The sequence below is a fragment of the Paraburkholderia lebeckiae genome, assembly GCF_050436225.1.
Taxonomy (GTDB): domain Bacteria; phylum Pseudomonadota; class Gammaproteobacteria; order Burkholderiales; family Burkholderiaceae; genus Paraburkholderia; species Paraburkholderia tuberum.
In genome coordinates this window covers 227,378-252,295 of sequence record NZ_JBNDLU010000001.1, presented here as the reverse complement: position 1 = coordinate 252,295, position 24,918 = coordinate 227,378, and the positions used below count along the sequence as shown (strand labels likewise).

Here is a 24,918-nt window from a genome sequence, read left to right as displayed (position 1 = left end):
TGCTCAAGTCGTCGGACCGGCGAACGTCGCCGGTCAGGCAAGAAACCAACGAAAGCGCAGCGTCGCGAACAAAAGCCGCAGTACCTCAGCGTTCGACGGGATGCGGCTCCTTCAGCTTGTTCGCGACACGCACCGCGTCGTAGTAGGCAGCGTTCGGCGGCCGCTTCAGGTATTGCCCTGCGCCACGCTGCGCGCGCAGATCACCGTCCGCCCACGCATGCGCGCCGCGCGTGAACGTGTGCATCGCGACGCCCTGCACCTTCATCCCTTCGAAGACGTTGAAGTCGACCTTCTGATGATGCGTTTTCACCGAGATCGTCTTCGTCGCAGCCGGATCCCAAACGACGAGATCCGCGTCCGCGCCCACCTGCACGGCCCCTTTGCGCGGATACAGATTGAAGATCTGCGCGGCATTCGTCGACGTGATGCGCACAAACTCATTCGGCGTGATGCGTCCGCGATTCACCCCCTCGTGCCATAGCACCGACATCCGGTCTTCGACGCCGCCGCAGCCGTTCGGGATCTTCGTGAAGTCCTCGCGTCCCATCGCCTTTTGCGATGCGCAGAACACGCAGTGGTCGGTGGCTGTCGTATGCAACTGACCTGATTGCAGGCCGCGCCACAGCGCCTCGCGATGCTCGCTCGTGCGAAACGGCGGGCTCATCACATGCGCGGCAGCGCGCGTCCAGTCAGGGTCGCGATACACAGATTCATCGATCACCAGATGCCCCGGCAGCACCTCGCCGAACACGCGCTGCCCTTCATTGCGCGCGCGCGAAATCGCTTCGACGGCTTCTTTTGCCGAAACGTGCACGATGTACACGGGCACGCCGAGCACCTGCGCAATGCGAATCGCGCGATTGGCCGCCTCGCCTTCCACTTCGGGCGGACGCGACAGCGGATGCGCTTCCGGCCCCTTGAAACCCTTCGCCAATAGCTGCTTTTGCAACTGGAACACGAGCTCGCCATTCTCCGCATGCACCGTTGGCAGCGCCCCGAGTTCGAGCGATCGCGAGAAGCTGTTCACGAGTACTTCGTCATCGGCCATGATCGCGTTCTTGTAGGCCATGAAGTGCTTGAAGCTCGACACGCCATGTTCGTGCACGAGCGTGCCCATGTCGCGATAGACCGAGTCGTCCCACCACGTCACGGCCACATGAAAGCCGTAATCCGACGATGCCTTTTCCGCCCAGCCACGCCATTGCCTGAACGCATCCATCAGCGGCTGCTTCGGGCTCGGGATCACAAAGTCGATAATGCTCGTCGTGCCACCCGACAGGCCCGCGGCCGTGCCCGAATAGAAGTCGTCGCTAGCCGTTGTGCCCATGAACGGCAGCTCCATGTGCGTGTGCGGATCGATGCCGCCTGGCATGACGTACTGGTCGTGCGCATCGACGACCTGCGCGCCCTCGGGCGGCTCGATCGTGCGATCGATCTGCAGGATCGTGCCGCCGTCCTGCGGGTCCGCGATCAACACATCGGCTCTGTGCGTGCGGTCGGAATCGATCACCGTGCCGCCGCGAATCAGGGTTGTCATCTGTTGCCTCCTCCTTCAGATCACGAAGTTCACGCGTTCGCCATGCTCGCGCCCTGACTGCGGCGCAGCTTCATCCATGTGCCGTAGACGATCGATGCAAGCGCCAGTCCCACGAACCATGCATACGTGTAGAGCGTATTGAGAAACCCTGGCACGTTCGGAAACGATGCGGGGAACGCCGTGTGCAAAAAGCCCGGCAAATTAGGCAGCACGCCGATCACTAGCGCGACGACGGCAGCCATGTTCCAGCCGCCCGAATAGCTGTATTCGCCGTTCTCGTCGAACAGTTCGCGCGGGTCGAGCCGCGTGCCGCGAATGAAGAAGTAGTCGACCATCAGGATGCCGGCGACAGGACCAAGCAGCGCCGAATAGCCGACGAGCCAGGTGAAGATGTAGCCCTGAGTGGTCGCGAGAATCTTCCACGGCATCATCACGATCGCAATGCTCGCCGTCATGAAGCCGCCCGTGCGATACGAAATGCCCTTCGGCCACAGACTCGAAAAGTCGTATGCAGGGCCGACGAGATTCGCGGCGAGATTGCAGCACATCGTGTCGAGCGTGAGGATGATGAGCGCGACGCCGACGCCGATACCCGTCATACGGCTCGCCAGATCGATCGGGTCCCAGATCGCCTTGCCATAGATCACGACGGTGGCCGACGTAACGACGACCGAGATCACCGAAAGCAGCGCCATCGGTACGGGCAATCCGATCGTCTGGCCGACCATCTGATCGCGCTGCGTCTTCGCAAAGCGCGTGAAATCAGGGATATTCAGCGCGAGCGTCGCCCAGAAGCCGACCATCGCGGTCAGGCTTGGCCAGAACGTCACCCAGAAAAGCCCTTCCTTCTTGCCGCCCGGTACAAACTGCGAGGGCGCTGACAGCATCGAGCCGAAGCCGCCCGCTTTCGACGTCGCCCACCAGACCAGCGCAATGCACATCACGACCTTGATCGGCGCGGACCAGCTTTCGAGCCGGCGAATCGAATCGGTGCCATGCACGATGAAGTAGATCTGCAACGCCCAGAACGCGAGGAAGCACGCGAGCTGTCCGACCGAGATATCGAGGAACGGCAGCGCCGCGCCATGCAGCGCATTACCCGTGAGGATATTGAGCAGCGTATAGATCGCGCTGCCGCCGAGCCACGTCTGGATGCCATACCAGCCGCACGCGACGATCGCGCGCAGCATCGCGGGCAGCTTCGCGCCCTGCGTGCCGAACGACGAGCGCACGAGCACCGCGTACGGAATGCCGTGCCTGGCGCCCGCGTGTCCGATCAGAAGCATCGGCGCCAGCACGATCAAATTGCCGAGCAACACGGTCAACACCGCCTGCCACGGCGACATGCCCGCCTCCGTCAAGCCCGCCGCGAGCATGTACGACGCGATGTTCATCACCATGCCAACCCACAGCGCGGCGAAGTGATACCACCTCCATGTGCGTTGCGCCGGGCCCGTGGGCGCGAGGTCGTCGTTATAAAGACTGCCGCCGTGCGCGCCGGTCGCATCGGACGCGCCGGTGGATTGCGCTGTCTGATTCATCGATGGATCTCCACTTGGTCGTTCGTTGACTGTGGGTGCTGCCGCTTTTCAGGCTGCCGTGGCCGCTTGCTGTGCATCAGCCGTTTTTGGTGCGTCTGCGACGACATGCACCGGATTGTTCGGATGCGTGGTCCAGTTCGCGTACTCGCCGCTATCGACACGCTCCATCGTGATGCATTGCTCGACCGGACACACATGCATGCAAAGATTGCACCCGACGCAGTCCGCATCGATCACTTCGAAATGGCGCTTGCCCTCTTTCTCGCGCGTGATCGCCTGGTGCGACGTGTCCTCGCAGGCGATATGACAGAGGCCGCACTGGATGCACTTGTCCTGATCGATGCGCGCCTTGCTGTCGTACTTGAGGTTCAGATACTTCCACTCGGTGACGTTCGGCACTGCGCGGCCGCGAATATCGTCGAGCGTCGCGTAGCCTTTTTCGTCCATCCAGTTCGACAGACCGTCCGCGAGATCGGACACGATGCGAAAGCCGTAGTGCATCGCTGCCGTGCACACCTGCACACTACCGGCGCCCAGCACCATGAACTCGGCCGCATCGCGCCACGACGAAATGCCGCCTATGCCCGATATCGGGAGATTCGGCGTTTGCGGATCGCGTGCGATTTCAGCGACCATGTTCAGCGCAATCGGCTTGACGGCGGGGCCGCAATAGCCGCCGTGCGTGCCCTTTCCGTCGACGGTCGGCATCGGCGCCATCTGGTCGAGGTCGACCGCGACGATCGAGTTGATCGTATTGATCAGCGACACACCGTCCGCGCCGCCCTTGTAGGCGGCACGCGAGCCGATGCGGATGTCGCTGATGTTCGGCGTGAGCTTCACCAGACACGGCAGCTTCGTGCCTTCCTTCACCCAGCGGGTGACCATCTCGACATACTCGGGAACCTGGCCGACAGCCGAACCCATGCCGCGCTCGCTCATTCCATGAGGACAACCGAAGTTCAGTTCGACAGCGTCGGCGCCGGTATCCTCGACGAGCGGCAGAATCCATTTCCAGTCGCGCTCATTGCAAGGCACCATCAGCGAGACGATCAACGCGCGCTCGGGCCAGTCGCGCTTGACCTGCCTGATTTCGCGCAGATTGACATCGAGCGGACGGTCGGTGATCAGTTCGATGTTGTTAAGACCCGCGATGCGCTGGCCGTTCCATTGCACCGCGCCGTAACGCGAACTGACGTTCACCACATGGGGATCGAGCCCGAGCGTCTTCCACACGACACCGCCCCAGCCCGCTTCGAATGCACGGTTCACGTTATAGGCTTTGTCGGTCGGGGGCGCGGAAGCGAGCCAGAAGGGGTTCGGCGATGTGATGCCGGCAATCGTGCAGCGTAGATCGGCCATGTTCGGCTCCGTGGAGTTCGGTTTTCGTGTGGCGTTGCGTGCGTTGGCGTTTGCTTTCGATCTCGCGCTTTCAGGCCGCCTTCACGGAGGCGAGCGCGAAAACCGCATCGATCGATGCCGCCGCGAGCTTGCCGTCCTGAACGGCCTGCACCGTCAGATCAAGGCCGCCCGATGCCGCGCAATCGCCGCCTGCCCAAACTTTGTCCAACGACGTACGCATGTCCGCATCGACTGCAATGCGGCTTTGATCGAACGTCAACAGTTCGTGATCGAGTCCGATCGATACCAGCGTCTGACCGATTGCTTTGAGCACCATGTCGGCCTCCACTGTGAAGCGCTCCGTGCCGCGGCCATTTGCAGCGCGTTCGAATTCGACGCCTGTCACGGATCCATCGCTGCCGATCAATCGCACCGGCTTTGCATGCGTGACGAGCGTCACGCCTTGCTTCTGCGCGAACTCGCGCTCAGCCCATGTCGCGCTCATCGATTCGACGCCGCGCCGGTACACCATGGTCACGCTCGTGGCGCCGAGCTTGCGGCTTTGCACGGCTGCATCGACAGCCGTATTGCCGCCGCCGATCACAATCACGCGGCGTCCCACGGGCACGGTCGACACGTCTCTCGCCTGACGCACCTGCGCGATGAAATCGATGGCGTTCATGACGCCGTCCAGCGACTCGCCTTCGAGTTCCAGGACGCGCGCACCAGCAAGTCCGACCGCAAGAAACACTGCATCGTGTTGCTGCCTCAACGTATCGAGCGTGATATCGCGGCCGAGTGCGACGCCAGTGTTCAACTCGATTCCGCCTACTGACAACAGCCATTGCACTTCCCGTTGCGCGAAGTCGTCGACGGTCTTGTATGCCGCGATTCCGTATTCGTTGAGGCCGCCGCCTTTATCGCGGGCGTCGTAGATCGTCACGCGATGACCCGCCACCGCCAGACGATGCGCGCACGCAAGCCCCGCCGGCCCCGCGCCGACGACGGCCACGTGACGCCCGCTATCCGTTGAGCGTTCGAACTGCACAGCCTCGCGCCCCATCGCCCAGTCCGTCGCATGCCGTTGCAACGCGCCGATCGCCACGGGCTGCGCGTCCTGATGATTGCGCACGCAGGCGCCTTCGCAAAGGATCTCCGTCGGGCACACACGCGAGCACATGCCGCCCAATGGATTCGCGGAAAGAATATCGGTGGCGGCGCCCTTCAGGTTTCCATTGCCGATCTTGCGGATAAAGCCTGGAATGTCGATCTGCGTCGGACAGGCCTGCACACATGGCGCGTCGTAGCAGTAGTGACAGCGGCTCGCAGCCGCCGCGGCGGCCGTCGGGTCGAGCAGCGGCGCAATATCGTCGAATTCGCAAGAAAGCTGTTCGGACGACAGACGGTGCGCCGCGATGTCGCCGGTTTGCTTGATGGCCATACACGTTCCTTCATCAAAATGAGGACGTAGCGGTACCCGCCGGCTTTGTGCGAACGAAGCCGGGACGGCGTGTTTCAAGGGTGAAGCGTTGCAACGCTACAGCATCATCGCGCGCCTAAGAGTCGCTCTCGCAAGCGCGCTCCAGCATCGCGTGCAGCAATACGTTCGCGCCCGCTTCGATCCATTCGGGCGTCGCGTCTTCGACTTCGTTGTGACTGATCCCATCGACACAGGGCACGAACACCATCGATGTCGGCGCGACTTGCGCGAGATAGCAGGCGTCGTGGCCCGCGCCCGACACCATGTCGCGATGTGAATAACCGAAGCGTTCGGCAGCGACGCGCACGGACTTCACACATGCCGCGTCGAACTTGACGGGCTCGTAGTAGAAGATCTGATCGAACTGTGTTTCGAGGCCGATGCCGCCCGCAATCTTCGAGACCCCCTCGCGCAACGCGGCATCCATCTTCGCGAGCACGGCATCGTCCGGATGACGGAAATCGACCGTGAAGAACACGCGGCCCGGAATCACGTTGCGCGAGTTCGGGTGGACCTGCATCATGCCGACCGTCGCGCATGCAAGCGGCGCGTGCTCCAGGCCAATACGGTTCACGAGATCGACGACACGCGCCGCGCCCAGCAATGCGTCCTTGCGGCGCGGCATCGGCGTCGGGCCCGCATGCGCTTCCTGGCCCGTCAGCGTGATTTCGTACCAGCGCTGACCTTGCGCATCGGTGACGACCCCAATCGTCTTGTGCTCGGCTTCGAGTATCGGACCCTGCTCGATATGCAATTCGAACGCCGCGTGCAGTGGATGGCCGCCGCACGGCACGTCGCCCGCATAGCCGATACGCTCCAGCTCTTCGCCGATCGTCTTGCCGTCGACGTCCTTGCGCGAGAGCCCATAGTCGAGCGTAAAGACACCGGCGAACACGCCCGATGCCACCATCGCGGGCGCAAAGCGCGAACCTTCTTCGTTGGTCCAGATCACGACTTCGATCGGATGCTCGGTTTCGATGTTGCGGTCGTTGAGGCTGCGAATCACTTCGAGCCCGCCGAGCACGCCGTAGATGCCGTCGAAGCGGCCGCCCGTCGGTTGCGAGTCCGCATGCGAGCCCGTCAGCACAGGCAGCGCATTCGGGTTCGAGCCCGCGCGCCGCATGAACACATTGCCCATCTGATCGACGCTCACCGTGCAGCGCGCCTCCTTCGCCCAACTGACGATGAGGTCACGCCCTTCCTTGTCGAGATCGGTGAGCGCGAGACGGCAGACGCCGCCCTTCTTCGTCGCGCCGATCTTTGCCATCGTCATGAGGCTATCCCACAGCCGTTTGCCGTTGACCGCGATCGACGTATCGAGTCCCTGTTTCAACCCTTCGGATACCGCATTCATTCGTCTTGCTCCTCTCGATCAACACGCTTGCAGTTCAACCGCGAGACGCCTTGCATTGCCTCGCGACGAAGTGAAACTGGTGCATCGGCTACACGATCGGGATTCGCTTTGGGGCATCGATGCACCCGCGGCGTGCGTTGCGCAAATGCCTGCAACGTCGGATCACAGTCTTGGTAAACCCTGACCATGAAGCCTGCTGCGAATCCTGTCCGGTTGGACAGGTTGTAGCCGATTAAAATCATCAAATCAACGTCTTTTGTGCGAGCCGACACAGTTCCCGATGAGAGCGAGAAGCATGCCATTGTGATGCAGCATGTCTTTTTGCTCGCATGACAAGGCGGCACGAACAGCTATGTCGACGCTGACGCAAGCGGCTAGAATAAAGCGCGACGCGGCACCGAGGCCCACGATGAAACACGACGACACAATGTTGAGCGAAACGGATAACGACGATTCAGAACCACCTTTGCGGCGACGCAAGGCCCAGATTCGCGAGAGCAACGAAGCGCACCTTCTGGCGTGCGCGGAGGCCGTGTTTGCGGAGCGCGGCTTCGATGGCGCGAGCACGGCGATGATCGCCGAACGCGCGGGCTTACCGAAAGCCAACGTCCATTACTACTTCCCGACGAAGCTCGCGCTCTATCGTCGCGTGCTCGAAGACCTGTTCGAAGACTGGCATCGCGCGGCAAACACGTTCGAAGGGAGCGACGACCCTGTCGAAGCGATCGGCGGCTATGTGCGCGCGAAAATGGAGTTGTCCCGACGGCGGCCGCTTGGATCGAAGGTATGGGCAAACGAAATCATTCACGGCGCCGAACACATGCAGGACATCCTCACGCAACGCGTGAAGCCGTGGCTCGACACGCGCGTGACCGTCATCGACGACTGGGTTGCGCGCGGCCTGCTCGCGAACGTGGATGCGCAAACGCTGATGTACATGATCTGGGCCACGACGCAGCACTACGCGGATTTCGATGCGCAGATACGCGCGCTCAGCGGCAAGCGGGCACTATCGCAAAAGGCCTTCCATGCAGCCACCGAACACGTCGTGCAACTCGTGATTCGCGCGTGCGGAGCGCGGTCTGCATCTTCGAAGAACTAGCAAGCCGTTGGGCCTGCTGTACGCCCCCGCCCGCTCATCCGAATCGTCCACCGGCGCTCGACAATCAGGTTCCGTCGCCTGCCGGGCTACCGGCCTTTTCGACTGCTGATATTCGGTCAACTGCATCTCGGGAAACCTCTGCGCAACGGTGGCCGAAGCCCGCGTGGTCGAGCTGATCTAATACGCGCGATATTGGGGTAATCGTCTCAAGCCCTTGGCCGCTGCTTCAACCGCCCGCGAGGAGCCGCATTGCGCGCCGGCGGCAGTACCTGGGCGAGCAGTTCGTCGTGTAAGCCGCGCAAGACGTCGACGAACGCCGACGCAAGCCGCTCGCGCGGCCTATGCGGCGGGAACGGCAAATAAGTCTGAAAGCGCGTGGCCGGCACGAACGGACGAATCGCGATATCCGGCCCCGCGTAGTCGCGCGCGACGATCGGATGCGCGAGCGTCACGCAGAGCTGCTGGACGTTGTGGTGGCGTCGTGTCTTTCGTTCGCTCGCCAGATTTCGGGCAAGGCAGGACGGCCGGGTAACTGCATCGTCGTGCTCGAAAACAAACCGTTCGATTCGAACCGGGGGTTCTCTCTTGCGATTCAGTCTACAGCTTCGATGCGTACAGGCACCGCGCTCATTACCGGCATGGCGTTGATCGGATCAAGGCCAACCGTAGTGCTGAGCAACTGGTTTGGATTGGCGCCGACGTAGGTTTCGGGCTCCTCGTCGGGCATCGGTCCCCAGCCGTGCGGAATGGATACGACGCCTCGGCGCAGTGCCGGGTCCGCTTTGACGATAGCTCGAATGCGGCCGTGCGGCGAAACAATGGCCACGCACTGGCCTTCGGTCAGTCCTTGAGCAGCCAGGTCATCGGGATGCACGAAGGCCGGATTGAACGGCATGCGTCGGCGGACCGCGGGCAGGTGGTGGTACATGGTGTTCTGCACGTCGCGCACGCGCCGCACCGCCAGGCGATGCGTGAACCCCGCCGGCGCCCCCGCTTGGTTCAGTACGCCCGCCAGTTCGCATTCGACATCGTCGGGCATCACGTCGAAGCGCGCGGTATTCGCTGGCTCGCCGGGATGCACGATCATCGGTTCGATCTCGTAGATTTTCCCTTGTGGGTACAGCTTCAGTTCGTCGAATGAGATAGAACCGTGGCGAACCAGGATCGCAAGCAGCTCGTCGGTGGTCGGAGCTGCGCGCATATCGAGCGGAACGTCGTCGAATATGATGGTCTTGCCCAGGCGCCGCGCCAGATCCCAGAATACGAACCAGTCGTCCACGACTTCGGATCCCTCCGGCGGCGTCGCCACGGCGGCCGAGTATTGTGCGTAAGGCTGGAACATGATGTAGGACTCGTAGTCGCGCGAATGCAGGTCGGCGCGCTCAAACATCAGCTTCGGTGGAATCACATAGTGCGCGAGCCGCGCAGTGTTAGTCATGAATGGCTCGATGCATACCAGCAGTTGCAGTTGGCGCAGCGCATCGGCGATGCGGCGCTGGTCGGGCACGGCATCGACTGGATTGCCGCCGTCGACCAACAGCGCGCGGATCTGGCCGGCGCCAGGCGTAGTGATTTCCTGGGCCAGCGTACCGCTCATCTTCTGGCCGAACAGCATGCCATAGCCGCCGACACGGCTCTTCCAGCCGGATTCCCAGGAACGGCGTGGAGGAATCACCCCGGCGCGGCGCTGGTAGCGTGGGGCGACCACGCCGGGATTCGGTACAGGGTCGCCGGGGCGAGCGAAGCGGCCACAAACAACGTTGAGGCATTCGACCAGATGCTCGGCCAGATTGGAGTGCGGCGCCATGTTGGGCCCGGTTCCCGACGCGGCCGAGCCGCGCTTGCGGCGCAGGCCGCCGGCCTCCCGGACGGGTTCCGCGAAGGCCGCAGCGGCGGCTTCGAGCCCTTCAATGCTTACGCCGGCGCGCTGGGCGACGTATTCGGGCGTGAACGGCTCGACCGCGCGCGCCAGTCGTCGCAGGTCCTTGACGTAGCGCGCGCAGAATTCAGCATCGTGCCAGCCGCGACACAGAATGATGCGCAGCAGGCCAGCCAGGACGGTCGGGTCCTCGCCCGGCAGCACCTGCAGGAAGACATCGGCATGGCGGGCGGTCTCTGTCTCTCGTGGATCGATCACCACCAGCTTCAGGCCGCGCTCCTTCGCTTCGTGGAGTTGCTTGACCGGATTCTGCAATGCAAAGTTGAACGTGGATAGCGACACCAGCGGATTGGTGCCGACAAACAATAGCGCGTCGGCGAGCGCGTACGGATCTTTGCCGGCAGCCCAGCCGCCCAGTCGCTCAAATGCCACCCATTTGGCCGACTGGTCGATGGTCATTGTAGAGAAAAACGAATTCGAACCCAGCGCCGCGAGGAAGGCGGGCAACATATGATTGGCGGCGAGGTTAGAGTAGTTCATGGTGCCGCGAAAGGCTGCGACCGCATCGGCGCCGTGGCGCTCGATCAATGCCTGGAGTTGCGCCGCGATCTCGGCCAGCATTACATCAAGCGGCATCTGCACGAAACTGCCATCGGGCTGCCGTTTGAGCGGGTGCAGGAGCCGCTCGGCGCTGTTATGCGCCTCATGCAGATACGCGCCCTTGATGCAGGCGTAGCCGCGCGTGAGCGGATTGTCGCGGTCGCCGCGCGCAGCAACGACGCGTCCGGCGTCGTCCAGGGTCAAGCGCAGTGAACAGTTGCCGGCGCAGATGCGGCAGGCGGTGACGGCTTCGCGTGGCACGGCGAGCTCCTCCTGTAGTGTGGCCCACGCCTCATAACTACCAACAACTTTCGGCGTAAAGGTCAAAGCCGAGCCGGATATCTGCGAGATGACAGAGCACCCGCATACGACTAGCGTTAGATCGGCGCCAGACTGCGGCCGTCCATTCGCTATCATAAACGACGTTCACATTTTGGCAAATAGCCCGACGACCTGTTGCGAGCGCGGCTGGCCACAAGTCCGGCACGCCGCGCCCCGGCACGGACATCAGGCCTCGCGACGGCCCCACCTTGAAGGTGCAGCCGCAATCGCTCGGTTGCGGATAGCTAATCGCTCAATTCGACCCTTCGTACACGTTCGAGCCTGGGACCCAGCCATTCGACGTCGGTCGAACTGGGCAAAGCTTTGTGGCAAAGCGATTCGTGACATCGGTGCCGGCCACCGTTAATGTGTCGAGAACCATCGGTCGAAGTCGATATCCCTAGCCCTAGCAGGAGGCGGGCAACCGCAGTATTTCCGTGCATGCGGCGGTGCGTCATCTATTGGCGACGTGACTCTTTCATCACCTGCGGTTTTTGCGAGCAACCCGGCTGCTGCGCGCCGATCGGCGGAAACAGATTTTCTATGTAGCAGCTGACGAGCACGTAAAGCGTGTCATCAGCGACATGGCTGAACACGTGTGTGGAGCATCCGCCGTCTTGAATTTGATGAGCCACCGAAGGAGGAATGACGCGTTTTGCCGCTGACCTGCAAGGCAAGCCCGATGTTTTCCGACTATCGAACCCGCCGCGCCAGTTAATTAAAGCACGGACGCGTTTACTTTATTGGGGGTATGGCATCATTTAGAGGGAAACTAAGGGGCGTTGGCTTCACCGTGCGTGAGGAGGATCGCTTAACATCTGGCCGGATTAACCGTTGCCGGTTGCTGGCACGCCGCGAAGCCCACGTCATGCGTTCACTATCACGTGAGTCGAGGAGCATCGCTATGAGCACCTGCAACGAACCGCATCATGCCCATCATGACCATCAGCACGGTCCGAACTGCGGACACACTGCGATAAGGCATGGCGATCACATTGACTATCTGCATGATGGTCACCTGCACCATCCCCATGGCGATCACGTGGACGAACACCGGGTGGAGGTGAGCGCAAAAAATCCGGATCAATGTACTTCCAACTGCGGCGGTCATGAGCCGGGACATGTCCACGGGCCGGGATGCGGCCACGATGCGGTACCGCATGGCGATCACGTCGACTACCTGGTCAACGGCCACCTGCACCATCCGCACGGCGATCATTGCGACGACCACGGCCCGGTTGAACTCGCCTGAGTGCCCCGCACCAGGCAGGCGAAGGACCTCAATGCGATTGAGTATGCCTGGTGCCAGGTTACTGCCTGGGTGGACACACCTTACTGCGTCCACTCAGGGAACGGGTCGGCAAATTTGTGCCACGCGACTTCATCACGGGCCAGTTCGTCCTCGCTTAGCAGGCAGGCATCAAAGGACGCACGCAGGGCTGCCTCGTCCATTCCGGTGCCGATCAGGACCAGTTCCTGTTGACGATCCCCGAAACGCTCATGCCAGCGGCTTCGGATCATCGCCTGTGCTTCGGGCTCCTGCGGCCAGGCGTGCCTGGGCACGGCCGCCCACCAGGTCCCGGCGCGTCCGTGACGCGAGATCGCGCCGGCTTGCGACCATTCGCCGACCGCATGGTTGCGCGAGGCTAGCCAGAAGTACCCCTTCGAGCGCACGACGCCCGGCCATTCGCACTGAATCCAGTCGAAGAAACGCTGCGGATGAAACGGACGGCGCGCGCGGTAGACGAAGCTGGTGATGCCATATTGTTCGCTTTCGGGAATGTGTTCGCCGCGCATCTCCTTGAGCCACCCAGGCGCTTGCGCAGCGGCTTCGAAGTCGAACAGGCCGGTATCGAGAACCTGCCCGATCGGCACCTGGCCAAAGCGGCTTTCGACGATCTTCGCGCGGGCGTTCAGCACCCGCAGCACGCCTTTGACCAACTCCAAATCGCTTGCGCTCACAAGGTCCGTCTTGTTCAGCACGATCACGTCGCAGAACTCGATTTGCTCGGTCAGCAGATCGACCACGGTGCGGCGGTCTTCCCCGCCCATCGTTTCGCCGCGATCCGCCAGGAAGTCGTGGGAACCGTAGTCGCGCACAAAGTTATAGGCGTCGACGACCGTCACCATCGTGTCCAGGCGAGAGATATCCGAGAGGCTGTGACCTTGTTCGTCGCGGAACGTGAAGGTTTCCGCCACCGGCAAGGGCTCGGATATGCCCGTGGATTCGATCAGCAGATAGTCGAAGCGCTTCTCCCGCGCGAGCCGCTGGATCTCGATCAGCAGGTCCTCGCGCAATGTGCAGCAAATGCAACCGTTGCTCATTTCGACGAGCTTTTCGTCGATATGCGAGAGCTGGCTGCCGCCGTCGCGAATCAGCTGAGCGTCGATGTTGACTTCCGACATATCGTTCACGATTACGGCCACCCGCTTGCCTTCGCGGTTATTCAGGACGTGGTTCAGGAGCGTAGTCTTGCCCGCGCCGAGAAAGCCGGACAGTACGGTGACGGGGAGCTTGTGCATGGAAAAAGTGGAGCCTCAAACGTGGTGAAGAAGATCGCACGAATCGACATGGCCAGCCTGCTGGCCGAGGCGTGTGCGCGGCAAGCAGGCTTGCGATCCTTCGTGTCAGTTCTGCAGGACTTCGCCAACCATACAGTTGTCGAGGCCCGCCTTGAAAAGATCATGTGGCAACTGTTTACCGATGAAAACAATCCGGGTTTCGCGCGTTTCATTCGCGCCCCAGGACTTACCGATATCCGCGCCAAAAATCATGTGTACGCCCTGGAACACTGCGCGGCGGTCGACACCGGCCAGGTTCAGCACGCCCTTGTAGCGCAGCATCGCGGCACCATGGATCGCAACCGTGGCGCTGAAGAACGCCTCGAGCTTGTCCCGATCCAGAGGCGCAGTAGTGCGGTAGACGAAGGACGTCACATCGTCGTCATGCTCGTGCGAAACGTCTTCAAGGAAATCCGGCTCGATGTCGACGATGGCATCCAGACTGAAGCTGCGGATGTCGAGCAGTTGCTTCAGGTCCGTCTCGCCAAAATGTGCTGGCCTGATCGTCGCGCGCGGGTTCATCTGCCGCAACCGGCGCATCAGTTGCTGCGCCTGCTCTTCGCCAACGAGGTCCACCTTGGATACGAGGATACGGTCCGCGAATCCGACCTGCTCCTGCGCTTCGTGATGTTCGTCGAGCTGCTCGCCGCCATGCCGCGCGTCGACCACCGTCACGATGGCGTCGAGCAGGTATTTCTCCTGCACGACATCGTCAACAAAGAACGTTTGCGCGACGGGCGCCGGATCGGCAAGTCCCGTTGTCTCGATGATGACCCGCTCGAACGCGAGTTCTCCTGACTCCCGTCGCGCGGCGAGCGTCGAAAGAATACGCACCAGGTCGCCACGCACCGTGCAACAGATACAGCCATTGTTCATTTCGACAATCTGCTCGTTACCGTCCTGCACCAGCAATTCGTTGTCGATGCCCGCTTCGCCGAACTCGTTTTCGATGACCGCAACGCGTCCGCCGTGATGCTCGGTCAGGATGCGGTTCAGCAGGGTCGTTTTTCCGGCACCGAGGAAGCCGGTCAGGATGGTTGTCGGGATACGCTGGAAGCCGGTTGCATCTTGCATTGCATTCTCCTGTGAGCGGCACGCGCTCAATCATGTTCGCCCACCGAGGTGCCTGGGCGCTGAGCAAATGGTTACGGTCGAGGTGCCCCCAATGCGGTGACAGCCCGCCTCGCTGATGCCACGGTCCGGGACGGCCCGTCTGTCCGGTGGAAACGTTGGACACCACATTTGTTATGTTATAACGTATCTAATCCTATCGGAATTCTATTTTTCGTGACCAGAAACGCCAATGAAAAAAATCGCCGCCACGCTTCACAACTCCGTTCAGCACCGCTTATCCTGGAGTTCAGGACAGCCAAACCGGTTTGTTTGGCGCGCCGCACGAAAGTCCATCGGTAGCCTTTTGGCTGCATTGGTACTGCTTGCCGCGCATCAGGGAAGCGCCATGGCGGCATCAGCGGCGGCTGGCGTAATCAACGCCATCGGTGTGGAAAACGAGTACGCCGACGTCATCGCCCAGATCGGCGGCAAGTACGTTCAGGTGAGCGCGATCGAAACGGATCCCAATACGGATCCACACGCCTTCGAGGTCAACCCGAAGGTGGCAGCACAGATTGCTTCCGCCGATCTGATCGTCAAGAACGGCGTGGGATACGACGCCTGGGCCGACAAGATCATCGCAGCAGCGCCCAACAGCAAACGCAAGGTCATCGACGCCCAACACCTGCTCGGCCTGCCCGACAGCACGCCGAACCCGCACCTCTGGTACGACCCGAAAACCATGCCGTCGGTTGCGAAGGCAGTGGCGGCGGACCTTTCCGCATTGAACCCCGCGCAGGCAGCCTACTTTCAAGCCAACGTGAAGAAGTTCGACGCATCACTCAAGCCCTGGCTGGCTGCGATTGCATCGTTCAAGGCGCACTATGCGAAAACGCCTGTCGCGGTGACGGAGCCGGTCGCCAACTACATGCTCGAAGCGGTCGGCACCGATATCGCCACACCCTTCAGCCTGCAGGCGGCGATCATGAACGGCACCGATCCCTCTCCGCAGGACGTGACGAAACAGAACAGCCTGTACACGGACCGCAAGGTCAAGGTGTTCGTCTACAACCAGCAGGTCACGGATGCGCTCACCCAGTCGTTCCTCAATCTGGCCAGGAAAAATGGTATTCCGGTGGTCGGCGTCTACGAGACCATGCCAACCCCCGGCTTTACTTACCAGTCGTGGATGCTGGCGGAAGTCAATGCCCTGGAAAAGGCTGTGACTTCCAAGGTGTCCACCGAAACCTTGCAGGCTGCGCAGTGAGCCGCATGTGCCATGGCAACGAGGTCCTTGCGGTCGACCGGGTGAGCGTCTCTTTCCCGGGGCACAGCGTGCTACATGAGGTGAGTTTCAGTCTGGAAGCGGGAGAGTTCTGCGGCCTTATCGGTTCGAACGGTTCGGGCAAGACCACGCTGCTGCGTACGATCCTCGGCTTCCAGGTAGCGAGTGCAGGTAGCATCAGGATCAATGGTGCGCGCAGCCTGACCTCGGTGGGTTACGTCCCACAGAAGATCGCGCTCGACCCCTACCTCCCGATGCGTGCGCGGGATCTGGTGTCGCTCGGCCTCGAGGGCCACAGGCTCGGCTTGCCGTTACCGTCGAACAAGCGCCGCGAGGCGGTCGACGGGATGCTCAAAGCCGTGGATGCAGAGCCTTTCGCCGACCAGCGCATCGGGGAACTATCCGGAGGCCAGCAGCAGCGGGTACTGATCGCACACGCTCTGGTTCGCCGTCCCCGGCTGCTGTTGCTGGACGAACCTCTGGCCAACCTCGACATGCGCAGCGTCGCCGAAATTGTCGCGCTGTTGCGCCGCCTGAGCGTCGAGCACGGGCTTGCGGTCCTGCTTTCGGCGCATGACATGAATCCCTTGTTGCCGGTGATGGACCGGATCGTCTACCTCGCCAATGGCCACGCAGCGAGCGGGGCGACGGACGAAGTGGTGCGTACCGAGGTCCTGAGCAGACTGTACGGCTATCACATCGATGTCGTCCGCGTGCACGGCCGCGTGCTGGTGATTGCCGCCGGCACCGAGGCCGAAATGCTTGCCGCCGTTCGGCGAGACCCCGCCCACATTGCGCAGGTTCCCTGATTCAAGATGGATTCCCTGCTCACCCTGATCTTTGAACCGGGCTTCTTTAGCAGCGAACCGGTGCATACCGCGATGGTAGTCGGCGGCGGCGCCGCAGTCGTGTCCGGCGTAATTGGCGTATTCACCGTCATGAAGGGCCAGTCCTTCGCCGGCCACGCGCTGGCCGATGTGAGCAGCGCGGGCGGTGCTGCGTCGTTCCTGCTCGGCATCAACCCGTTGCTGGGATTTCTCATCATGGCGGTCATGGCAGCGGGCGGCATGGAACTGGTGCGGGTGCGCCGCGCCCGTGAGCGCGATCTCGTGACCGGCGTCGTGCTGGGCGCGGGGCTTGGTCTTGCCGCGCTGTTTCTTTACCTCGACGTGACATCGAAAAGCACGACTGGAGCGGCTATCACCGTCATGTTCGGATCAATGTTCGCCATTCCGGCATCGATCATTCCGCTCGCGCTGGCGGTGGGTACGGGGGCGTTGATTGCCGCGGGCGTGCTTTATCGTCCCTTGCTGCTCAGCTCCGTCGACCCAGAGCTGGCCGCGGTCATGGGCGTGCGGGTACGGACGGTCGGACTCCTGCACCTGCTGGTATTGGCGCTGGCCGTTTCCCTATCAGCTATTACCGTCGGCGCCATCCTGTCGACCGCACTCCTGATAGGTCCGGCGGCGATCGCCTTGAGGTTGGCAAAGCGGCCAGGCTGGGCCACGGGTCTGTCCGCGTTAATCGGCCTGGGCACGACCTGGGGTGGCATCCTGCTCGCGTACGACAGCTACTACTGGACACGCGGGCACGGCTGGCCAGTGAGCTTCTTCGTGGTGACGCTCATCTTCGCCCTGTATGTCATCACAGGTCGCGCCGGACCGGTACGAAAGCCCCCAACGGGCGCGCGGATCGCCCTGAACACCCGTGAACCGGGTGAGGCCTGACCATGTTCTCCAGCTTCATGACCAACACATGGATCGTGGCGAGCATCGTAGCAGCGGTCGCCGGATTCATCGGATTCTTCGTGGTGATTCGAGGCGCCTCGTTCGCCGCGCACGCCTTGCCGCTCGGCACCTTTCCGGGTGCTGCAGCGGCAAGCCTGCTCGGTATCAATCCGCTCTTCGGCCTGATCGTCTTCGCTGGTCTCGGCGTGATCGGAATCAGTTGGCTGGGCCGGCGCGGAAGTCACCAAGTCGCAACCGCCCTGTGCCTCGTCACGCTGCTAGGCCTCGGGGCGCTGTTCCTGAGCATGACGAGCGAGTATTCACAAGCGGTCTATGCCCTTCTCTTCGGCGAAGTATTGGGCGTGAGCAACACCGATCTCGCGCCGGTTGCCGCGATCAGCGGGTTCTCGATTGCGGTTACGGTTGTGCTCTTCCGGCCACTCCTGCTCAGTTCGGTATCGCCCGCTCTGGCGAAGGCGAGAGGCGTATCGAGCCGCGCGATGGAACTTGCGTTCATGAGCATCCTGGCGCTTGCGACGGCAATGGCGCTCCCCGTAGTAGGCGCGCTGCTGGTGTTCAGCCTGATGATTGGGCCCGGGCTGCGGCCCGCTCGCTGACTGACCGGCCGATCCTTGCGATATGCGTGTCGGTTGGAATTTCGCTCGTCACGGTGTGGACATCGATCGCCCTCTCCTATGTCTCCAACTGGCCAGTCGGTTTCTTCGTTGGCATCCTTGGGGCCGCCTGTTACGGAGTGGGGCAGGTATGGACCCGGGCACGAGCCTGGTCGCTGGCAGGTGTTTCGCGAACCTAGGTTCATGCAGAATGAGCGCGCCTGATGGCGTCGCGACAACCTCCAGAGTCTGCTCCCTTTATGGCCGTTGATTCCTGTCGACGGACAACCTTGAGTTTCCCCACCTGTCGCGTTAAATTGCGCCTCGCAGATCATGGCAACTGCCTTCGGGGACGTTGTTCCTCACACAGTTTGTAATTGATTGGTAAGGATCGCTGATGTCGACGCGGGAGAGGCGGGAAGAAAGTGACGCGCGTGAGCGGTCGGCCGGACGTAACGATGCCTTGCTGCCCGGATGGGTGGCTGCGGCATTGGCAGGGGTGCTGGGCGTTTTGAGCCTGTCGAAGAGCGTGCCCATCGATTTGCGCTGGAGCGCGGTGATGGCGAGCGCATGCCTGAACGTGCTTATCGTTGCGCTCTGGCGTTCGTCGGCAGCGCGCGCACCGGCATGTCCGGAGAAGGAATCGATCTGGAAGCGCGGCGTAAGTTTCGTGAAGCAAGTCGTCTCGCGCGACGCCGGAAAGCCGGACCTCGGCAACCTCGTGCGCATCCTTCGCTGGCAGCCCTGGTGCGTTGCCATGTGCGCCGGACTGTCCGTGGCGATCGCCGCAATGGCGTTCCAGCCCTTGGCCCCTGACGTGCTAATCCACGCGATGGTTGCGCCGTCCCTCACGATCGTCAGCGGCGCGGCTGCGCTGACTCTGGCTTTTTTCACGCTCGTTGCCGAACGGTTTTACGCCCACGACGCGCAGCGCTCGCGTGACTCGCTGTCCGCGTCGCTGGCGGGCCTGCTGCGCGTTCTACTCCTGTGCGCACTCGGGGCGGCGTTGTCGGCCGGATGGTTGGTCTACGCGCATATGACGCTCGATCTGGTCGTGCATATTGCCGCAGTCTTCTGTGCGGCCATTGCCGTCGAAATGGCGATGCGCACGCTTCTTCTACGGATCTTCCCGCCGCGCGCCGGTGAACATGCGACGCATGTGCCATCGAGCGTGCTTGCCGGGCTATTGCATTATCGCCGCTCGCCGCTGGCGTCGATCGGCGCCGAATTGCATGACCGCTATGGCATCGATCTGCGCCAGAACTGGGTGCTGCGCAGTGTCATGCGGCTGTTACCCGCCACGATAGTGACGATGGCCGTCTGTGCGTGGTTGCTGACCTCCGTCGTGGTGCTAGACCCTTCGCAACGCGCGGTATACGAGCGATTCGGCGCGCCGGTGGCCGTGTGGTCGCCCGGGCTGCATATCGGCATGCCCTGGCCGTTCGGCAAGGCCCGACTTGTCGACAACGGCGCGGTGCATCAACTCATCGTCTCGGGTGGCGCAGAGGACAGCAGCGTCGCGGCACCCTCCGTCGACGCCGACGGTCCGACGTCTGAGCAGTTGAACCGTCTCTGGGACGTCCAGCATCCATGGGAGACGAGCCAGGTGATCGCCGGCGCCACCGGCGATCAGCAGAGCTTTCAGATCGTCAACGCCGATGTGCGGCTGGATTACCGCGTGGGCTTGAGCGACGCTGCCGCGCGGGCCGCGCTGTACCGGTCGGTCGATCCGGAAAGCACGGTCCGCTCGATCGCCAATCGCGAGGTGATGCACTACCTCGCCTCGCATACGCTGCAGGCTTTGCTCGAGACAAGCCAGACCGCCATTGCTGAAAAGGTGCGCGGCGCGGTTCAGCGGCAACTCGATCAGCTCGCGAGCGGCATCGAAGTCGTGGCGGTCGTCATCGAGAGCGTGCACCCGCCAGCGGGCGCTGCCTCGGCTTATCACGACGTGCAGGCCGCGCAGATCCGCGCGCAGGCAAGTGTCGCCAGGGCGCATGGCTTCGCGGCGCAATTGCTGGGCAATGCACGGCAACAGGCGCTCAGCGGGGTCGCTCAGGCTTCGGCGCGAGCGGCAGACACGCTTGCGTCGGCGCATGTGCAGCAGATCGATTTTGCCGCCGACACGGTGGCATACCGTCTGGGCGGACCGGCCTTTGCGTTCGAGTACTACCTGGCGCGGTTGCAGCGTGGATTGCAGAACGCGCGCATCACGGTGATCGACGACCGGCTGGTCGCCGACCAGCGCGCGACCCTCGATCTGCGCACTTTCACGGCCGGCGATCTCGCCGGCTTCCGTCGTAGCAACTAATGCGCGCGCCACACGCCGGACAGGCTGTTCTCAAGGTGACTTCATGAGTTTGTTCCATTCGCATACCAATGGCCACGGGCATCACCACCACGATCACGGCAACGGACAGGCGGCTCGCGGTGGTCCATTCTACGTGCGCGTCCTGCTTGCCGCGCTGTGCGTCGTCATCGCGTTTGTCGTGGCGAGCTTCATTTCGGTGCGGGCGGGTGAGGCCTCGGTGATCACGCGCTTCGGGCGACCCGTGCGCGTGCTGCTCGAACCCGGTCTCGCGTGGCGTTTGCCCGCGCCGATCGAAGCGGCGGTGCCGGTCGATCTGCGCCTGCATACGACATCGAGTGGCTTGCAGGACGTGGGTACGCGTGACGGCTTGCGCATCATCGTGCAGGCCTACGTCGCGTGGAAAGTCGCTGCGGATCCGAACGACGTGCGCCGCTTTGTTCGGGCCGTGGGCAACCGGCCCGACGAGGCCGCGCAGCAAATCCGCTCGCTGCTCGGTTCGTCATTACAAACCACGTCGGCCGGCTTCGAGCTGGCGTCGCTCGTCAACACGGATCCCTCACGGGTACGCATCTCCGCGTTCGAGGACGCACTGCGCAGTCAGATCGACGCGCAGCTTTACTCGGCCTACGGCGTGCATGTCGTTCAAGTGGGACTGGAGCGCCTGACGTTGCCCGCGGTGACACTCGCGGCGACGGTCAGCCGGATGAGCGCGGAGCGCGAGACGGTTGCTGCGCAGCGTACGGCGGACGGCAATCGCGAGGCCGCGCAGATCCGCTCGGACGCGGACCGCGACGCCCGTCTGGTGGTTGCCGACGCGAACGTCAATGCTGCGCAGATCGAAGCGCAGTCCCGCCAGGACGCCGCCGCGATCTATGGCAACACCTATGCCGGCAATCCGCGCCTTTATACGATGTTGCGCTCGCTCGACACGCTCGACTCCGTGGTCAGCGCCAATACGAACCTGATCCTGCGCACCGATGCGGCGCCGTTCGAGGCACTGGTGCGGGGGCCCGTCGACCTGGGGGCCGAGCCGTCGCGGCAGGCGGGCGCGGGCATGGTGTCCGCTTCGGCGTCGAAAAATTCCAGGGCCGCGCGATGACCACGGACACCAGCTTGCCGCCGCTCGGGCCCGGCGCACAGGCGGTTCGGGTCTCGTTCTGGTTCGTGGTAGCCGTCACTGTTCTCGCCGCATGCGCATGGGCCGGTTCAAACATCCGGCGCATTCCGCCCGACAGCCGCGCGGTCGTGCTGCGCTTCGGCGCATTCGTGCGCACCCAGGACGCGGGCCTACTGATTGCCTGGCCGCGTCCGTTCGAGTCGACCCTGATGGTTCCTGGCAGTGCGCGCGTGCTCGAACAACGCATTCAGTCGCTCGAACGCGATCCGCGCGCGCGCGACGCGGACGCCCATTTGCCGGAAGTGCCGCCCTTGTCTGACGCGGACGGCGCGACAGGGCCGAGTGGTTTGCCAACTGCGCCGGCAGCCGGCGCGCTGTTGCCCGATGCGCTCGCCGGCTCGGGTTACCTGCTGACCGGCGACAACGGCGTCTTGCAGTTGCATGCCACGTTGTATTACCGGGTGGTCGATACCTACGCCTATGTGCTGCAAAAAGACCGGCTCGATGCCGCGCTCGAGCGGATCGTGTCGGCGTCGGCGGTCGCGGTTGTGGCGCAGCGCAACCTCGATGCGATCCTGGTCGCGCGGCCGGAACGGCTGTCGGCAGATCAGCAACTGGCCGTCAAGCGTGAGCGCTTGCGCGGCGATCTCGCGCAGGAAATCGAGCGGCACCTGCGGCAACTCGATGCGCAGCATGCGGGACTCGGCGTCGAAGTTGCGCGAGTCGATGTCGAGGCGGCATTCCCTGCTGCCGCCGTCAGTGCGTTCAATTCGGTCCTGACCTCATTGCAGGTGGCCGAGCGCAGCATGGCCGAAGCACGCACGGCCGCCGAGAAGACCCGGCAGGATGCCCAACAGGACGCGGACCGGATCGTGCAGAACGCACAGGCGAGTGCCGTTGAACGCGTCGCCACCGCACGGGCGAAAACCTTGACCATTCAGCAACTGGAAGCGCCATTGCGCAATAACAGCGATCCGGGCCTTCTCGCGCGCGTCTATCGGGACCGGGTGCAGTTGATCCTCTCGAAAGCGGCCCGCGTGACGACCGTCGACCCGCACAACACATCGAACCTGATCCTGCCGGGGAATGCGAGATGAGCGCGAGGATCGGGCACCCAGGACACACTGACGACCAAGCGTCGCACGCGAATCACACCGACGGCCTCACTCAGGGCAGGCCGATCGCCTTGTCGGCAACCGAACAGCGGGCGATGACGCGGCACATCGCGCTTGCGCTGCTGGCCGGCGGCCTGCTGGTGTTGTCGACAGCGTGGCATGCTTTCGCCCCGGCGGATGAAACGCTGGCGCAGGTACTCGCCGGACTTGCGTCGCTGGTCGTGGCCGGGCCGGTGTTCGCAAGCGCGTGGCATAGCCTTAAGTCGCCCAGTCTGCACGGCGTGACCGACCGCCTGATCGCGCTGGCGATGTTGGCTGCGTGGGCCGTGGGAGATATGGCCACGGCGGCTCTGTTGCCGATCGTCATGACGTTCGGCCACGCGCTTGAAGAGCGCAGCGTACTCGGCTCGCAGGAGGCGATCCGGGCGCTCGGCCGGCTGGCGTCGGGCAAGGTGCGACGCATTCGGGCAGACGGTTCGATCGAAAAAGTGCCATACGACGCGCTGCAGGCCGGCGACCAGATCGAAGTGGTGGCCGGCGCACGGATTCCCGCCGACGGCGTCGTCCAGCATGGCCAGTCGAGCGTCGACAATGGGCCGATTACCGGCGAGTCCGTGCCGCTCGACGTCGCGCAGGGGACAGCCGTTTTCGGCGGTGCAATGAATCTCGACGGTCCGCTACGCATCGACGTCACGCACGCGGGCAAACACTCGACACTCGGCAGGATCATCGAATTGATGCAGCGAGCCGAGCAGGCAAAGCCACCGATTACGCAGATACTCGAGCGCTACATGGGCGGTTATCTGTGTCTCGTCCTGCTGATCGCGGCAATCGTATGGTTCGCCTCGGCAAATGCCTCGGCGATGCTGGCGGTCATCGTTGCGGCGTGCCCGTGCGCGCTGGTGCTCGCCGCGCCGTCCACGGCTATTGCCGGAATCGCCGCGGGCGCGCGGCACGGCATCCTGTTCAGGAACGCAGCGTTTCTCGACAAGTTTGCGCAGATCGATTCGCTGGTGATCGACAAGACCGGCACGCTGACTTACGGCGAATTGCGCGTCGAGAAGGTGTTGCTGGAACCGGGCGTCGATGCTTCGCAGGTGCTGGAACTGGCGGGGCGCCTTGGCGGAGGCAGTGCGCATCCGGTGAGTCGTGCGCTGGTGCGCTATGCGGCGGATGCCAATCCGGGCGTCGAAGAGGCGCCGCTCGAACAGGCTCGCGAACTGAGAGGCCTCGGCATCGTGGCCGATACTGCTGAAGGCGTCGCCGTGCTTGGCCGCCACGGTTTGCTCGCGGACTACGTGCAGGCCTTGCCGCAACCGCCGCGCGAGATCGAGGGTCCCTGCGTGGGACTCGCCTTGAACGGCCGCTTGCTGGCGTGGTTCGGTTTCGCCGACGCGCTGCGCGCGGAGGCGAAGGACGCCCTCGCCGAGTTACGGGAACTCGGGTTGACGCGGCAGACTCTTCTGACCGGCGATCGCGAACCCATTGCTCGCAAGCTCGCGGCGGAAACAGGTATTGGGATCGTCGTAGCTGAGGCATTGCCGCATGACAAGCTTGACTATGTCGTGCAGGAGATGGCGGCCGGCTATCATCCCCTGATGGTCGGCGATGGCCTGAACGACGTCCTGGCCATCAAGGCGGGGCCTACCAGCATTGCAATGGGCGAGCGCGGCATCGACATTGCGGTGGCCTCGGCCGATGTCGTCCTGCTCGGCGACGATTTGCGACGTATTGTGACCTGCGTGCAGCTTGGGCGGCGCTGCCTGCACACGGCGACCACCAATGTAGCGATCGGCCTGGCGTGGACGGTCGCGGTGATTGTGCTGGCGGCGACGGGCACGTTAAGCGCCGTCTGGATCGCGCTGTTGCATAACCTTGGCACGTTCATTGTAATTGCCAATGCGGGGCGCCTGCTGCGAATGGAGGATCATAGCGATCAGACCGGCCCTGGGTGCTGATGTATCACGATTTCGCCGCTATCC

The 24,918-nt window shown here is 63.0% G+C and carries 18 protein-coding genes and 1 pseudogene; 9 read left to right on the top strand and 10 right to left on the bottom strand.

Annotated elements, in window-relative coordinates:
• Nucleotides 1-85: 85 nt before the first annotated feature.
• From hydA to OKW45_RS01090, 5 genes are all read right to left on the bottom strand, one after another.
• Complete coding sequence (hydA, locus tag OKW45_RS01110; protein ID WP_018424468.1) at nt 86-1,537, bottom strand: dihydropyrimidinase; 1,452 nt, start codon at nt 1,535-1,537, stop codon at nt 86-88.
• A 29-nt stretch (nt 1,538-1,566) separates the two neighbouring features.
• Nucleotides 1,567-3,078, bottom strand: coding sequence for an NCS1 family nucleobase:cation symporter-1 (locus OKW45_RS01105; RefSeq protein ID WP_429465351.1), 1,512 nt, complete (start codon nt 3,076-3,078; stop codon nt 1,567-1,569).
• A 48-nt stretch (nt 3,079-3,126) separates the two neighbouring features.
• Nucleotides 3,127-4,437: an NAD-dependent dihydropyrimidine dehydrogenase subunit PreA gene (gene preA, locus OKW45_RS01100; protein ID WP_429465349.1), complete on the bottom strand. Its 1,311-nt coding sequence runs from the start codon at nt 4,435-4,437 to the stop codon at nt 3,127-3,129.
• A 70-nt stretch (nt 4,438-4,507) separates the two neighbouring features.
• Nucleotides 4,508-5,857, bottom strand: coding sequence for an NAD(P)-dependent oxidoreductase (locus tag OKW45_RS01095; RefSeq protein ID WP_429465347.1), 1,350 nt, complete (start codon nt 5,855-5,857; stop codon nt 4,508-4,510).
• A gap of 115 nt (nt 5,858-5,972) precedes the next feature.
• Nucleotides 5,973-7,250: a Zn-dependent hydrolase gene (locus OKW45_RS01090; RefSeq protein ID WP_429465345.1), complete on the bottom strand. Its 1,278-nt coding sequence runs from the start codon at nt 7,248-7,250 to the stop codon at nt 5,973-5,975.
• Nucleotides 7,251-7,659: 409 nt separating this feature from the next.
• On the opposite strand from OKW45_RS01090, the gene OKW45_RS01085 reads away from it, so the two are divergent.
• The gene (locus OKW45_RS01085; protein WP_429465344.1) at nt 7,660-8,352 is read left to right on the top strand and encodes a TetR/AcrR family transcriptional regulator; all 693 of its coding nucleotides are present in this window, start codon (nt 7,660-7,662) and stop codon (nt 8,350-8,352) included.
• Between the two features lie 206 nt (nt 8,353-8,558).
• Here the strand turns inward: OKW45_RS01085 and OKW45_RS01080 are convergent.
• The 5 genes and pseudogenes from OKW45_RS01080 to OKW45_RS01060 form a co-directional block, all read right to left on the bottom strand.
• A pseudogene (locus OKW45_RS01080) lies at nt 8,559-8,804 on the bottom strand (LysR family transcriptional regulator); the annotation flags it as partial.
• Between the two features lie 140 nt (nt 8,805-8,944).
• On the bottom strand, nt 8,945-11,092 hold the full coding sequence (locus tag OKW45_RS01075; protein WP_429465342.1) for a molybdopterin-containing oxidoreductase family protein: 2,148 nt from the start codon (nt 11,090-11,092) through the stop codon (nt 8,945-8,947).
• Between the two features lie 940 nt (nt 11,093-12,032).
• A complete protein-coding gene (locus OKW45_RS01070) occupies nt 12,033-12,371 on the bottom strand; it encodes a hypothetical protein (protein ID WP_018424459.1) in 339 nt (112 codons plus the stop codon).
• Nucleotides 12,372-12,484: 113 nt separating this feature from the next.
• Nucleotides 12,485-13,675 carry a zinc metallochaperone GTPase ZigA gene (zigA, locus tag OKW45_RS01065; RefSeq protein ID WP_429465340.1) on the bottom strand — a complete coding sequence of 397 codons (1,191 nt, stop codon included), beginning with the start codon at nt 13,673-13,675 and terminating at the stop codon, nt 12,485-12,487.
• A gap of 105 nt (nt 13,676-13,780) precedes the next feature.
• Entirely contained in the window at nt 13,781-14,788 is a 1,008-nt protein-coding gene (locus tag OKW45_RS01060) for a CobW family GTP-binding protein (protein WP_429465338.1), read from the bottom strand.
• A 229-nt stretch (nt 14,789-15,017) separates the two neighbouring features.
• On the opposite strand from OKW45_RS01060, the gene OKW45_RS01055 reads away from it, so the two are divergent.
• The 8 genes from OKW45_RS01055 to OKW45_RS01020 all read left to right on the top strand — a co-directional run bounded on the left by OKW45_RS01055 (nt 15,018) and on the right by OKW45_RS01020 (nt 24,894).
• Nucleotides 15,018-16,034, top strand: coding sequence for a metal ABC transporter solute-binding protein, Zn/Mn family (locus tag OKW45_RS01055; protein WP_429465334.1), 1,017 nt, complete (start codon nt 15,018-15,020; stop codon nt 16,032-16,034).
• A 5-nt stretch (nt 16,035-16,039) separates the two neighbouring features.
• A complete protein-coding gene (locus OKW45_RS01050) occupies nt 16,040-16,861 on the top strand; it encodes a metal ABC transporter ATP-binding protein (RefSeq protein ID WP_429465332.1) in 822 nt (273 codons plus the stop codon).
• Nucleotides 16,862-16,867: 6 nt separating this feature from the next.
• Nucleotides 16,868-17,779, top strand: coding sequence for a metal ABC transporter permease (locus OKW45_RS01045; protein ID WP_429465330.1), 912 nt, complete (start codon nt 16,868-16,870; stop codon nt 17,777-17,779).
• Between the two features lie 2 nt (nt 17,780-17,781).
• Nucleotides 17,782-18,396 carry a metal ABC transporter permease gene (locus tag OKW45_RS01040; protein ID WP_429465328.1) on the top strand — a complete coding sequence of 205 codons (615 nt, stop codon included), beginning with the start codon at nt 17,782-17,784 and terminating at the stop codon, nt 18,394-18,396.
• 394 nt (nt 18,397-18,790) lie between these two features.
• Nucleotides 18,791-20,704 carry a protease modulator HflK gene (gene hflK / locus OKW45_RS01035; RefSeq protein WP_429465326.1) on the top strand — a complete coding sequence of 638 codons (1,914 nt, stop codon included), beginning with the start codon at nt 18,791-18,793 and terminating at the stop codon, nt 20,702-20,704.
• 43 nt (nt 20,705-20,747) lie between these two features.
• Complete coding sequence (gene hflC / locus OKW45_RS01030; RefSeq protein WP_429465324.1) at nt 20,748-21,803, top strand: protease modulator HflC; 1,056 nt, start codon at nt 20,748-20,750, stop codon at nt 21,801-21,803.
• Nucleotides 21,800-22,918, top strand: coding sequence for an SPFH domain-containing protein (locus tag OKW45_RS01025; protein ID WP_429465322.1), 1,119 nt, complete (start codon nt 21,800-21,802; stop codon nt 22,916-22,918). The genes hflC and OKW45_RS01025 overlap by 4 nt, the downstream gene beginning before the upstream one ends.
• A 113-nt stretch (nt 22,919-23,031) precedes the next feature.
• Nucleotides 23,032-24,894, top strand: a complete 1,863-nt coding sequence (locus OKW45_RS01020; protein WP_429465320.1) for a heavy metal translocating P-type ATPase — start codon at nt 23,032-23,034, stop codon at nt 24,892-24,894.
• Nucleotides 24,895-24,918: the final 24 nt, after the last annotated feature.